Source organism: Enterobacter sp. H2G27 (assembly GCF_054403075.1).
The window spans coordinates 3,381,847-3,395,754 of the sequence record NZ_JBSVSI010000001.1 but is presented as its reverse complement, the minus strand read 5'-3'; the positions used below and the strand labels follow the sequence as shown (position 1 = coordinate 3,395,754).

Annotated in this window: 11 protein-coding genes; 8 read left to right on the top strand and 3 right to left on the bottom strand. The window is 56.8% G+C overall.

Annotation, left to right across the window (positions count from 1 at the left end):
* Positions 1–312 precede the first annotated feature (312 nt).
* Together ppnN and queF are read right to left on the bottom strand one after the other, a co-directional pair.
* The gene (ppnN, locus tag ACW9E7_RS16020; protein WP_023309027.1) at positions 313–1,677 is read right to left on the bottom strand and encodes a nucleotide 5'-monophosphate nucleosidase PpnN; all 1,365 of its coding nucleotides are present in this window, start codon (positions 1,675–1,677) and stop codon (positions 313–315) included.
* Between the two features lie 116 nt (positions 1,678–1,793).
* Complete coding sequence (queF, locus tag ACW9E7_RS16015; protein WP_458728075.1) at positions 1,794–2,636, bottom strand: NADPH-dependent 7-cyano-7-deazaguanine reductase QueF; 843 nt, start codon at positions 2,634–2,636, stop codon at positions 1,794–1,796.
* Positions 2,637–2,705: 69 nt separating this feature from the next.
* Here queF and syd point away from each other — a divergent pair, with 69 nt between their 5' ends.
* The 8 genes from syd (at position 2,706) to ACW9E7_RS15975 (ending at position 11,020) form a co-directional block, all read left to right on the top strand.
* Positions 2,706–3,251 (top strand): SecY-interacting protein, encoded by a 546-nt coding sequence (gene syd / locus ACW9E7_RS16010; protein ID WP_458728074.1) that lies wholly within the window; start codon positions 2,706–2,708, stop codon positions 3,249–3,251.
* Between the two features lie 632 nt (positions 3,252–3,883).
* Positions 3,884–4,213 (top strand): YqcC family protein, encoded by a 330-nt coding sequence (locus tag ACW9E7_RS16005; protein ID WP_023309024.1) that lies wholly within the window; start codon positions 3,884–3,886, stop codon positions 4,211–4,213.
* Complete coding sequence (truC, locus tag ACW9E7_RS16000; protein WP_458728073.1) at positions 4,210–4,986, top strand: tRNA pseudouridine(65) synthase TruC; 777 nt, start codon at positions 4,210–4,212, stop codon at positions 4,984–4,986. Before ACW9E7_RS16005 ends, truC begins: the two co-directional genes overlap by 4 nt.
* A gap of 24 nt (positions 4,987–5,010) precedes the next feature.
* Complete coding sequence (locus tag ACW9E7_RS15995) at positions 5,011–5,460, top strand: flavodoxin (protein ID WP_029741558.1); 450 nt, start codon at positions 5,011–5,013, stop codon at positions 5,458–5,460.
* Positions 5,461–5,754: 294 nt separating this feature from the next.
* Positions 5,755–7,110, top strand: a complete 1,356-nt coding sequence (gudP, locus tag ACW9E7_RS15990; RefSeq protein WP_090418491.1) for a galactarate/glucarate/glycerate transporter GudP — start codon at positions 5,755–5,757, stop codon at positions 7,108–7,110.
* On the top strand, positions 7,110–8,450 hold the full coding sequence (locus ACW9E7_RS15985; RefSeq protein ID WP_274243295.1) for an enolase C-terminal domain-like protein: 1,341 nt from the start codon (positions 7,110–7,112) through the stop codon (positions 8,448–8,450). The genes gudP and ACW9E7_RS15985 overlap by 1 nt, the downstream gene beginning before the upstream one ends.
* A gap of 15 nt (positions 8,451–8,465) precedes the next feature.
* The gene (gudD, locus tag ACW9E7_RS15980) at positions 8,466–9,803 is read left to right on the top strand and encodes a glucarate dehydratase (protein ID WP_458728072.1); all 1,338 of its coding nucleotides are present in this window, start codon (positions 8,466–8,468) and stop codon (positions 9,801–9,803) included.
* A 77-nt stretch (positions 9,804–9,880) separates the two neighbouring features.
* A complete protein-coding gene (locus tag ACW9E7_RS15975) occupies positions 9,881–11,020 on the top strand; it encodes a glycerate kinase (protein ID WP_458728071.1) in 1,140 nt (379 codons plus the stop codon).
* Positions 11,021–11,109: 89 nt separating this feature from the next.
* Here the strand turns inward: ACW9E7_RS15975 and barA are convergent, their stop codons facing one another.
* Positions 11,110–13,869: a two-component sensor histidine kinase BarA gene (barA, locus tag ACW9E7_RS15970; protein WP_143345464.1), complete on the bottom strand. Its 2,760-nt coding sequence runs from the start codon at positions 13,867–13,869 to the stop codon at positions 11,110–11,112.
* Between the last annotated feature and the right edge of the window lie 39 nt (positions 13,870–13,908).

The window sequence follows — 13,908 nt, the reverse complement described above, 5'->3', positions numbered from 1 at the left end:
TCTTTAGACCATTTATCTGTTAAAAAAACACCAAAGAGAATTTACGGGCGCGAAGGCTACCACCAACGACACGTGAGCTGAAAGACTGGCCCGTGATATAGGTGTCTTTAGCTGTAAAGAAAGGGGTTTTTAGTATTTTCTGACGGGTAATTTAGATTAAGGCTGATAATTTACGGTTGAGAAAACAAGGTAATCGTTTGCGTTTGGGCATAGTTTGTTAAAGACATAAGTGATTCGTATGAATTACATCAGGAATAAAAAAGCCGGAACGCGCAACAGGGCGACCCGGCTTGGATGAGATATCGCTAAGCGTTATGTGCAGATTTCGTAGCAAGGAATATAGGCTGAGCCTGGCAGCTTCATGCGGTGCTGGGCGACAAAGCCCTGCAGCATGTCGTCCATGCGGCGCATCATCTCCGGGTCGCCGTGGATCTTGTACGGACCGTACTGTTCAATGGCGCGGATGCCCATCTCTTTCACGTTGCCCGCGACAATACCGGAGAAGGCGCGACGCAGATCGGCAGCCAGCACTTCCACCGGCTGGTCCGGGTAGAGTTTCAGGTTTGCCATATTTTCGTGCGTTGGCTCGAACGGGATCTGCAGGTCTGGCGCAATACGGATTGACCAGTTAAAGCTGTACGCATCGCCGGTATCGCGACGGTTCTCCTTCACCAGCGGCATCGCTTTTTTCATCTGGCGCGCCACTTCCGCGGCATCGTCAATGATGATGCGATAGTGACGACGCGCGGCTTCACCCAGCGTGTGCACGATAAACTCGTCCAGCACGCGGAAGTAGTCGGCGCTCTCTTTTGGCCCGGTCAGGATCAGCGGCAGAACCTGATCCTTGTTGGCCGGGTTCATCAGAATACCCAGCAGATAGAGCAGCTCTTCCGCTGTCCCCACGCCGCCCGGGAAGATGATAATGCCGTGGGCGATACGGACAAACGCTTCAAGACGCTTCTCAATATCCGGCATGATAATCAGCTCATTAACCAGCGGGTTAGGTGGCTCAGCGGCGATGATGGACGGTTCGGTCATGCCGATAAACCGTCCCTCTTTGTAGCGCTGCTGCGCATGCCCAACCGCCGCTCCTTTCATTGGTGCTTCCATCGCACCCGGACCGCAGCCGGTACAGATATTCAGCTCACGCAGGCCGAGTTGCGTTCCAACCCGACGGGCATAAAGGTATTCGGTTTCGTTAATGGAGTGGCCGCCCCAGCAGACAACCATGTTCGGCGCTTCGCCGACGTGCAGGGCACGGGCGTTACGCAAAATGGAGAACACCAGGTTGGTGATATGGACCGAGCTTTCCAGATCGAGATGCTGGAAACGACCTGCGTTGTGGATCTGCCCGTTAACAAACAGGATGTCACGCAGCACGGCAAACAGGTTAGCCTGAAGTGAACGAATGATACGCCCGTCAACAAAGGCCTCTTCCGGCGGGTTGATGACTTCAAGCTTCACGCCACGCTCGCGGCGAAGCACGTTGATATCAAAGCTTTCGAAGCGGGACAGCAGTTCTTTACTGTTATCTGTCAGGCTTCCGGAGTTCAGTACGGCAAGTGAACAGTTACGAAACAGTTGATAAAGATCGCTGCTGGCCGTGCGCTTAAGCATGTCCACTTCCAGCTGCGACAACATATCCATTGAGCCAAGCGGGCTAATATGTGTAATCAAGTGAGCTCCTTACGGGACGATTATCGTCTTTCCCTGTTGATTACAATAGCCCTGGCGCGTGACGTTTCACAACCTAAAGCGCGGAAGATACCGCGCATATTGTGAAAATATTTATATTATTGACGCACCAGCCGTCCGGTCGCCGGCACAAAATCGGTGTTGGTGCGCCACGGGTTGATGTCCAGACCGCCGCGGCGGGTATAGCGCGCATAAACGCTCAGTTTTTCTGGCTGGCAGAAGCGCTGAATATCGCTAAAGATGCGCTCCACGCACTGCTCGTGGAATTCGTTGTGATGTCGGAATGACACCAGGTAGCGCAGCAATTTTTCCCGGTCAATTTTCGGGCCGCGGTACTGGATCTGCACCGAGCCCCAGTCCGGCTGGTGGGTGATCAGGCAGTTGGATTTCAGCAGATGGCTGACCAGCGTCTCTTCGACCACCTTGCCACTCGCCGCGTTTTCGAGGTAATCGGCGCTAAATTCATAATTCTTCACCTCAATATCCTGATCGTCGATGCAGGTTCCGTTGAAGTGGGCGACTGGCTGCCCTTCCAGCTCGTGCAGGCGATACAGTGAAACGCTCACCTTTCCCTGCGCGCAGGCGCTTAAATCACGTTCCAGCGTGTGCTGAACGTCGTCCCAGCTGTTAAAGTTTGTCTGGTTAAAGCTGTTGAGATAGAGCTTAAAGCTTTTAGACTCGACGAGATTCACGCTGGCATAGTCCAGCTCAACGTGGCCCACCGCCACCTGCGGCAGGCCGCGTGCGTTGAGCCACGAGAGTTCGTACAGCGTCCAGATATCGCCACCCACGAACGGCAGCGCGTCTGCGTGCAGACCCAGAGGATCGCGGTTCAGGCTGCGCGGCACGCCCTGCAGCAGGCTTGCATCGTAGGTATCGCGGTAATCGGTCGATTTACCCAGCGTTAAGCCGGTTAACGCCTGATGATTTTCGTAAGACATGTTTCATAGCCACTTTACAGGTACACTTATGGCCTGAGTTTATCCTGTCTGACAAGAAGAGAGAAATCGGTGGACATCGAAACTGCAAATGCCCTCACTACCTTTACGACCCGCTACTGCGACGCATGGCATGAAAAGCAGGGCTCGTGGCCGCAAAGTTCTGATTTATATGGCGTACCTTCACCGTGTATTATCTCTTCGCTCGGCGGTTACGTTATCTGGCAACCAAAACCTTTTGACGGCGAGCAAAATGTAAATGCGGTTGAGCGGGCAATGGACATTGTGGTACAACCAGCGGTTCACGCATTTTATACCGCACAGTTTGCAGGGGATATGCCCGCGCGCTTTGCCGATATCACGCTGACGCTGTTGCAGACCTGGAGCGAAGACGATCTGCAGCGTGTTCAGGAAAACCTGATTGGTCATCTTGTCACGCAAAAACGCCTTAAGCTTTCTCCGACGCTCTTTATTGCCACGCTGGACAGCGAACTGGATGTGTTATCCGTCTGTAACCTGTCAGGTGAAGTGGTTAAAGAGACTATCGGTACCCGCAATCGCGAGACTCTCGCCCCCTCTCTTGCGGATTTCCTCACCCGACTTGAGCCACTTCTGTAATCCCTGATGCTATATCGCGTGTGAGAGATCTCTTACAACGTTTGTGAGAGATCGCTGGAACATTCAGTATTACCTCATTAAATTCAGATTAATATCACTCTATTTTTCAACGGATTAGTTGTTCGGCCTATTATTTTTAGGGAGTCCTCGCGTCTTACAACGCTGGCTGAGTGGGTTGTAAGACGAAGCGGAATAGCGGATTCTATCTTCGTCGGCAGGAAGCCGACACGAGAAACGAACATCAGGATGATGGCGTTTCTCACTCAGGACTCGTCAGGATGGCGCTGCAGGAAGGCTTCAGGATGAAGCGAATCGGATAACGCAGGATGCGTAAGGGACACCTCCAGGAAGGAGAATGAGAGCCGGTCAGGATGGTCGGTGGGTCAGGAAGGCCAGGACGTTTCAGGATGAAACAAACACGTCAGGAAGATGTGTGAAGGATGCAAAAGGTAGACGGATGACCAGGCCTTCGGGCTTCAGGAAAAGTTGTCACGGATGAGCAGGGAGCACGAATTGTAGCTGGAATGCTGCGAAACGAACCGGGAGCACTGTTTTTACAGTGCTCCCTTTTTTTATTTCTGCCTTCCGCAATGCTATGCTGCGCGCCGTTCACTTTTTCAGTTGAGGTTACTATGACGCAACACGATAGCGTTCGTGCTCAGTTGCACGCCATCGAAGCCCTTTTGCGCCAACATCAGCTGTGGCAGGAGACCGCGCCGCAGCCAGAAGCGTTCGCGAGCACCCAGCCTTTCTGCCTGGATACGCTGGCCCCGTTTGAGTGGCTGCAGTGGGTGTTAATTCCGCGCATGCACGCCCTGCTTGAGGGCGGTCATCCGCTGCCGCAGGCGTTTGCTGTCTCTCCCTATTATGAAATGGCGCTCGAAGCGACGCACCCTGCGCGCGACGTCATGCTGGTCGAACTGGAAAAACTGGATGCCCTGTTTGCCGGTGAAGATGCATGACGCTTGAGATCCTCTATCAGGACGAGTGGCTGGTGGCGGTGAATAAACCGTCCGGCTGGCTGGTACACCGCAGCTGGCTCGATCGTGATGAGAAAGTGGTGGTGATGCAGACCGTTCGCGATCAGATTGGTCAGCATGTTTTTACCGCCCATCGTCTCGACCGGCCGACCTCCGGCGTGCTGCTGATGGGGCTTTCCAGCGAGGCGGGGCGTCTGCTGGCGCAGCAGTTTGAACAACATCAGATCCAGAAGCGCTACCACGCGATCGTGCGGGGCTGGTTGACCGAGTCCGCCACGCTGGACTACCCGCTGGTGGAGGAGCAGGACAAAATCGCCGATAAATTTGCCCGCGATGACAAAGGCCCGCAGCCCGCCGTGACGGATTATCGCGGTATGGCGACGACGGAAATGCCGGTGGCAACCAGCAAATTCCCGACCACACGCTACAGCCTGGTTGAGCTTCTGCCTAAAACCGGGCGTAAGCACCAGCTGCGACGCCATCTTGCGCACCTGCGCCATCCGATTATTGGCGACAGCAAACACGGTGATTTGCGCCAGAACCGCAGCGCGGCCGAACACTTTGGCTGCCATCGTCTGATGCTGCACGCGAGCGAGCTCAGCCTGACGCACCCGTTTACCGGCGAGCCGCTGACTATCCGTGCGCGGCTGGACGACGTCTGGATGCAGGCGCTGTCACAGTTTGGCTGGCTGGGACAACTCCCCGAAAATGAAAGGGTTGAGTTTGTATCGGGCAACGTTCAGGATGAACAGTAAACGCATTCAATATGGGAAAATAACATGGCTGAAGTAGGCATTTTTGTCGGCACAATGTACGGCAACTCGCTGCTGGTAGCGGAAGAGGCTGAGGCAATACTCGCCAGCCAGGGCCATAAAGCCACGGTCTATGAAGATCCGGAGCTGGCGGACTGGGAAAAGTATAAAGATAAATACATTCTGGTGGTGACCTCCACCACCGGGCAGGGCGACCTGCCGGACAGCATCGTGCCGCTGTTCCAGGGCATTAAAGACCAGCTTGGCTATCAGCCAGATGTTCACTACGGCATCATCGCCCTCGGCGACAGCTCTTACGCCAACTTCTGCGGCGGCGGCAAGCAGTTCGATGCGCTCCTGCAGGAACAGAGCGCCCAGCGCGTCGGCGAGATGCTGCTGATTGACGCGGGTGAGCACCCGGAGCCAGAAAGCGAATCAAACCCGTGGGTCGAACACTGGGCAACGCTGCTTAAATAGTTCTCCAGGCCGGGTAAGGCTTAACCGCCACCCGGCAACGAAGCCACACCAAATCCTCGATTCCGTGAAGCATCTTCCACTGCTTTGGGCTTATGCCCCAAACCACGTTCCCTACTCCTTTCAATGTTGTGTTTTTGCACGGTGAGGAGAAGAGGCTCTCCTTCATATACTTTCCCGGTCACTATAAAACGGCTTCAGGCCGTACTAAAACGACAAAAACCAATCTCATTCTGATTACCCTACCGGTGCTGTACAGAATGAACCAGGCGAAAGCTATGTTTCAGGAGTGCAACAATGAGTACATTAAGCCACGCAGCGAGCAGCGCTGAAAAGCGCACCAATGCCCGCTACTGGATAGTGGTGATGCTGTTTATCGTCACGTCCTTTAACTATGGTGACCGCGCCACGCTGTCGATTGCCGGTTCGGAAATGGCAAAAGATATCGGCCTTGATCCGGTGGGGATGGGTTACGTTTTCTCCGCATTCTCATGGGCCTACGTCATCGGGCAAATTCCTGGCGGCTGGCTGCTGGACCGTTTTGGCTCGAAACGCGTCTATTTCTGGTCCATCTTCATCTGGTCTGCCTTTACCCTGCTGCAGGGCTTCGTCGATATCTTCAGCGGCTTCGGCATTATCGTGGCGCTCTTCACGCTGCGCTTCCTGGTGGGGCTGGCGGAAGCACCTTCCTTCCCGGGCAACAGCCGCATTGTGGCGGCCTGGTTCCCGGCGCAGGAGAGGGGAACGGCGGTGGCGATTTTCAACTCCGCACAGTACTTCGCGACGGTGATCTTTGCGCCCATTATGGGCTGGCTGACCCATGAGGTGGGCTGGTCACACGTCTTCTTCTTCATGGGCGGGCTTGGGATCGTCATCAGCTTTATCTGGCTGAAAGTGATCCACGAACCCAACCAGCATCCAGGCGTAAACAAAAAAGAGCTGGAGTACATCGCGGAAGGCGGTGCGCTGATCAACATGGATCAGAAATCCTCGACGGCGAAAGTGCCGTTCAGCCAGAAATGGGCGCAGATCAGGCAGCTCGTCGGCTCGCGCATGATGATCGGGATCTATCTGGGCCAGTACTGTATCAACGCCTTGACCTACTTTTTCATCACCTGGTTCCCGGTATACCTGGTGCAGGCACGCGGCATGTCGATTCTGAAAGCGGGATTTGTTGCCTCGGTCCCGGCCATCTGTGGCTTCGTGGGGGGCGTGCTCGGCGGGGTGATTTCCGACTGGCTGATGCGCCGCACCGGTTCCCTGAACATCGCGCGTAAAACGCCTATCGTGCTCGGCATGCTGCTCTCCATGACCATGGTGTTTTGTAACTATGTTAATGCCGAGTGGATGATTATCGGCTTTATGGCGATGGCCTTCTTCGGCAAAGGCATTGGCGCGCTGGGCTGGGCGGTGATGGCGGATACGGCACCGAAAGAGATCAGCGGCCTGAGCGGCGGTCTGTTCAACATGTTCGGCAACATCTCCGGGATTGTTACGCCCATCGCTATCGGCTACATCGTCGGCACCACCGGCTCCTTTAACGGTGCGCTGATTTACGTAGGTGTGCATGCGCTGGTGGCGGTGCTGAGTTACCTGGTGCTGGTGGGGGATATCAAACGCGTCGAACTTAAACCTGTAGCGGAGCGTGGATGATGACAACGCAATCGAGTCCAACCATCACGGAGATGAAGGTCATCCCGGTGGCCGGACAGGACAGCATGCTGCTCAATATTGGCGGTGCGCATAACGCCTGGTTTACCCGTAATATCGTCGTGCTGAAAGACAGCGCAGGGAATACCGGCGTGGGCGAGGCCCCTGGCGGAGAGGTGATTTACCAGACGCTGGTCGATGCCATTCCGCAGGTCGTGGGCCAGGAGATCGCCCGTCTGAACAAGGTGGTTCAGCGGGTGCATAAGGGCAATCAGTCGGCGGATTTTGATACGTTCGGTAAAGGTGCCTGGACGTTTGAACTGCGGGTCAACGCCGTTGCCGCCCTGGAGGCCGCCCTGCTCGATTTACTGGGTAAGGCGCTCAATGTTCCGGTCTGCGAGCTGCTGGGGCCCGGCAAACAGCGCGATGCGGTCACCGTGCTGGGCTATCTGTTCTACGTTGGCGATCGCAATAAGACCGATCTCCCCTATCTGGCCCGAACCGCGGGCGACCACGACTGGTATCAGCTGCGCCATCAGGAAGCGCTCTCCAGCGACGCGGTGGTGCGGCTGGCCGAGGCGGCGCAGGATCGCTACGGCTTTAAGGATTTCAAGCTGAAGGGCGGCGTGCTGCCCGGCGAGCAGGAGATCGAAACGGCCCGGGCGCTGAAAAAGCGCTTCCCTGATGCACGGATCACCGTCGATCCCAACGCCGCATGGCTGCTGGATGAAGCCATTAGCCTGTGCAAAGGGCTGGGGGATGTCCTGACCTATGCGGAAGACCCCTGCGGCGCGGAGCAAGGATTCTCGGGTCGTGAAGTCATGGCCGAGTTCCGTCGCGCCACCGGGCTGCCGGTCGCGACCAATATGATCGCCACCAACTGGCGCGAAATGGGTCACGCGGTGATGCTTAACGCCGTCGACATACCGCTGGCGGACCCGCACTTCTGGACGCTCTCAGGCGCAGTACGCGTGGCCCAGCTGTGCGATGAGTGGGGGCTCACCTGGGGCTGTCACTCGAACAATCACTTTGATATTTCGCTGGCGATGTTTACCCACGTTGGCGCGGCGGCGCCGGGTAACCCGACCGCCATCGATACCCACTGGATTTGGCAGGAAGGTGAAGCCCGACTGACGAAAAATCCGCTGGAAATCATAGATGGCAAAATTGCCGTACCGGATGCGCCGGGTCTGGGCGTGGAGCTGGACTGGGATCGGATCCATAAAGCCCATGAGGCGTATAAAAAGCTACCGGGCGGCGCGCGTAACGACGCGGGCCCGATGCAGTACCTTATCCCCGGCTGGACATTTGACCGTAAGCGCCCTGTTTTTGGACGTCACTGATAAAAGGATTACACGATGAGTACCTTTACGACCCCTGTCGTCACTTCCATGCAAATCATTCCGGTTGCGGGCCATGACAGCATGCTGATGAACCTGAGCGGCGCGCATGCGCCATTCTTTACCCGCAATATTGTCATTATCAAAGACAATTCCGGCCATACGGGCGTGGGCGAAATTCCGGGCGGGGAGAAGATCCGCCAGACGCTGGAAGATGCCATTCCGCTGGTCGTGGGCAAAACGCTGGGTGAGTACAAAAATGTCCTGAACACCGTGCGCAACACCTTTGCCGATCGCGATGCCGGGGGACGTGGCCTGCAGACCTTCGATCTGCGTACCACCATTCACGTGGTGACCGGGATTGAATCCGCGATGCTGGATCTGTTGGGTCAGCATCTGGGCGTCAACGTCGCGTCGCTGTTGGGTGAAGGACAGCAGCGCAGCGAAGTGGAAATGCTGGGCTATCTGTTCTTTGTCGGCGACCGCAGGCTGACACCGCTGCCGTATCAGAGCCAGCCGGATGAACAATGCGACTGGTACCGACTCCGCCACGACGAGGCGATGACCCCGGATGCGGTGGTGCGCCTGGCGGAAGCCGCGTACGAAAAATATGGCTTTAATGATTTCAAACTGAAGGGCGGCGTGCTGGCCGGGGAACAAGAGGCGGAAGCCGTTACCGCACTGGCAAAACGTTTCCCACAGGCGCGCGTGACGCTGGATCCTAACGGAGCATGGTCGCTTGATGAAGCGATCAAAATTGGTAAACAGCTGAAAGGCGTGCTGGCGTATGCGGAAGATCCGTGCGGGGCTGAACAAGGCTTCTCGGGTCGTGAAGTGATGGCGGAATTCCGCCGAGCAACGGGGCTACCAACCGCGACCAATATGATTGCTACCGACTGGCGTCAGATGGGACACACGCTGTCATTGCAGTCTGTCGACATTCCGCTGGCGGACCCGCACTTCTGGACGATGCAGGGCTCGGTGCGCGTGGCGCAGATGTGTCATGAGTTTGGCCTGACCTGGGGCTCGCACTCTAACAACCACTTCGACGTGTCGCTGGCAATGTTCACGCACGTTGCCGCTGCCGCTCCGGGGAGGATTACCGCTATCGACACGCACTGGATCTGGCAGGAGGGTAATCAGCATCTGACTAAGCAGCCGTTTGAAATCAAAGGTGGCATGGTTCAGGTGCCTTCCACTCCGGGGCTGGGGGTTGAGCTGGATATGGACCAGGTGATGAAGGCCCATGAGCTGTACCAGAAACACGGTTTGGGCGCGCGCGATGACGCGATGGCGATGCAGTATCTGATCCCCGACTGGACATTCGACAATAAACGCCCGTGCATGGTACGATAAACGCATTGGGACCGCTCCCATGAGCGGTCTTTTACGTGGTGTATGCTTAACGTAACGACTATGCGTAAGGATGGCTTATGAAAATTGTTATCGCACCGGACTCGTATAAGGAAAGTTTGAGTGCGCTTGAGGTTGCGACAGCGATAGAGCGTGGTTTTCGCGAGATCTTTCCCGAGGCGGTTTACGTCAAACTGCCGGTTGCGGACGGCGGCGAAGGGACGGTTGAGGCGATGATCGCGGCAACGCAGGGACGCATTGTGCATGTTCCGGTGACCGGCCCGCTGGGTGAGCGGGTGGACGGGTTTTATGGCTTATCCGGTGACGAGCAGAGCGCCTTTATTGAAATGGCGGCGGCAAGCGGCCTGGAGCTGGTCGTCCCTTCACAGCGTAATCCCCTGAAAACCACCTCCTGGGGCACGGGCGAACTGATTCGGCATGCGCTGGATGCGGGCGTTAAGCATATCATCATTGGCATTGGCGGCAGCGCCACCAATGACGGCGGAGCAGGGATGGTGCAGGCGCTGGGCGCTAAATTGCTCGACGCGAGCGAACAACCTCTTGGGCAGGGCGGAGGCGAACTGGGAAAACTCGCGCGTATCGACCTGAGCGGGCTGGACAGACGTCTGGCGGAGTGTCGGATAGAAGTCGCCTGTGATGTCACGAATCCACTCACCGGAAAGGACGGTGCGTCAGCCGTATTTGGACCGCAAAAGGGTGCCACACCCGAGATGATCGTCACCCTGGACAACGCGCTGGCGCAGTATGCGAGAGTCATTGCCCGGGATCTGGATATCGACGTGCTAAACCTTGCTGGCGGCGGAGCGGCAGGTGGCATGGGGGCTGGGCTGTACGCCTTTTGCGGCGCGCAGCTGCGCCAGGGCATTGAGATCGTGACCGATGCGCTACACCTGGCCGACCAGGTGGCCGATGCGGATTTGGTGATCACCGGGGAAGGCCGCATTGACAGCCAGACGATCCACGGCAAAGTCCCGGTGGGGGTGGCGAAGGTGGCGAAACGCTTTAACAAACCCGTTATTGGCATTGCTGGCAGCCTGACGGCGGACGTTGGCGTAGTACACGATCACGGCATTGATGCAGTGTTTAGCGTGATCTACACCATCTGCTCCCTGGAAGACGCGCTGGAAAATGCCAGCGAGAACGTCAGGATGACCGCAAGGAATATCGCTGCGGTGCTGAAAGTGGGGCAGGCATTTTAGCTGTGGTTGCCGGGTGGCGGCTTCGCTTTACCCGGCCTACGTTAGTGCACCTGTAGGCCCGGTAAGCGTAGCGCCACCGGGCATTTACCTCAGCTTCCCAACACCTTCATCGCTTCCCGCGTCACATTATCCATTTCATCCAGCAGCTCCAGGAACTCCGGTTCAAGCTCCGATTCCGGCGTACCGGCACGCAGCTGCTGCTCCAGCAGCTGGCAGAGGTTTTTCAGCCGCGGCACGCCGCTGTACCCGCAGCTGCCGTGTAGCTTGTGGATCGCGTCCAGCAGATCTTCCGGATTTTCACCCACCAGCTGCTCTTCCACCTTATTGCGGATCTCCGGCAGAAACGCGACCAGCATTTGCAGCATGTCGCGGGCGAGATCGGGTTTACCTGCCGCCTGGCGCAGCGCAAGCTGCCAGTCAAAGGTAGCGTTCTGATTAACGCTTACCTCAGCCTGCTCGCTGGAAACCGTGTACGTCCCGACGATATGACCCGGCTTGTAGCGCAGCAGCAGGCTATGAAGTTTCTCTTCATCGATGGGCTTTGCCAGGTAATCGTTCATCCCGGCGCTCAGCAGCTTCTCCTTCTGGCCAGCCATCGCATGGGCGGTGACCGCAATGACCGGCGTTTGCTGCTGATGCGGCAGCTGGTGGATCAGCTCGCAGGCCCGGATGCCGTCCATGCCCGGCATCTGAATATCCATCAGGATTAAATCGAACTGCATCTGCTTAGCCTGTTCAACCGCCTGCGCGCCGCTGGTGCACAGCTCAACATGCTGAACCTGGTCCTCAAGCAATGCGCCTATCAGCTTCAGGTTGGCCGGATTATCATCCACCGCCATCACGCTCATCGGCAATTTTTGCTCATCGTAAATCAGCGGAAGGGCATGCTGGCTAAGACGGCAATACTCCGTGAGCGCGGGCAGGAGACGGGTCGCGGTGAGCGGTTTTAGCAGACACGCGGCGGCTCCGTCATTTTTTAACTCTTCTGCATTCAGCTGAGCGTGGCAAGGCAGCGCCAGCAGCAGATAGTCGGTCATCGACGCGGCTTTCGCCAGCCGCTCCTGCTGCATGGTCAGCTCGCCGGTAAAGGTGACCGGGATCCCCATCAGCAGGATGTCGTAATGCTCAACGGCCAGGGCGGAGAAGGTTGGGCTGTAGACCACCTCCAGCGGCGTGGTGCTTAATATGTCGAGCGTACACTGCGCCGCCGCGGCGTTAGGCTCAACATAGGCCAGTCGCTTGCCCTTCAGGCAGTCCGTCATCGGACCGTCGGTCAGCACGTTCGGATTAAGGTCCAGATTAATGTGGAACCAGAAGGTTGAACCGCGGTTCGGCTGGCTGTGGAAAGAGATATCGCCGCCCATCTCGTTCACCAGACGCTGGGTGATCACCAGCCCCAGACCGGTGCCGCCATGACGGCGGGAGATACTGGCGTCCGCCTGACGGAACGCCTGGAACAGACGCGACTGGTCGCGCTCCGGAATACCGATGCCGGTATCGCGGATCTGGACTTCAATCTGAACCTTATTGCTGCTGATCGAGCGTTTCTCTACCAGGACGTCGATATTACCGCTTTCGGTGAATTTAATGGCATTCCCGACAAGGTTGGTAATGACCTGCTGCAGGCGCAGCGGATCGCCAATAACGTTATCCGGCACGTCGTTTTTAATATTAAGCGTCAGCTCCAGGCCTTTATCGTGCGACGAGTGCGCTAGCAGCGTCACCACTTCATCAAGCGTGCTGCGCAGCGGGAAGGGAATGCTTTCCAGGATCAGCTTGCCCGCTTCCAGCTTGGAGAAGTCCAGCACGTCGTTGATGATCGCCAGCAGGTTGTTGGCCGAGCGTTCAATGGTGTGCAGGTGATCGCGCTGAGTGGGGTTGAGCTCGCTTTTGAGCGTCAGGCGGGTAAAGCCGATCACGCCATTGAGCGGCGTGCGCAGCTCATGCGACATATTGGCAAGGAATTCCGACTTGATACGCGCCGCTTCCTGGGCGCGCTTTTTCGCCAGATCCAGCTCAACGTTCTGGATCTCCATCTGCTCCAGCGTTTCGCGCAGGTCGGACGTCGCCTGGTCAACGTTGTGCTGCATCTCTTCGTGATAGGCCGCCAGCGACATCGCCATCGAGTTGATGCCGTTTTTCAGCATGTCCAGCTCGCCCAGCATAAACCCTTCCACACGGCTGTCGAGCTGTCCCCGGCGGATGCGGTCAACCGTGTTAACCATGTTGCGGATGGGGCCCGTCACGTCGCGCATCAGGCGCCAGCCGAAGATCAGCGCAATGCCAATGCAGAACAGCATCATCACGCCAGAGATGAAGATTTCTTTGTACTGCTGTAGCCGTACCGACTTGAGATCCAGCTCCAGCGCCACATATCCCAGCATATTATTGCTGGATTTGGCGTCGGATTGCGCGGACTCATCGGGGGAATAGCTTTCCGACACGATCGGCGTGCGCAGGATCATGATATCGCCGCGCCGCAATACGGTGAGGTGGCGCGGGAACGGCGTACCGTCCGGGATCTTCAGGGCCGCCGGATCGAGATGAAAGTTCGAGGTGACAAACAGCCGGTTATGTTCGTCGTACACGGAAATGGCGCGTACGATGTCCGAGTGGCGGCGGTGGAGTACGCTGATTAACTGCCCAATGGATTCGCGGTTTTGCAGGTTCATGCCGTACTCGCTGGATACGGCCAGCGGTTCGATGATGCTGGCGCCTGCATCCTCCAGCTGCCGCTGCAAATCGTTATAGCGGTGCACCACAAAGAAGATACTCAGCAGCAAACCGATAAGAACGGTGGGGGCGAGGATCAAAATCATCATGCGCGCGCGCAGGCTGTAGTTGGTCATGGCGTTCCGTTATGGGACAATTAAGATAATTATGTTTAT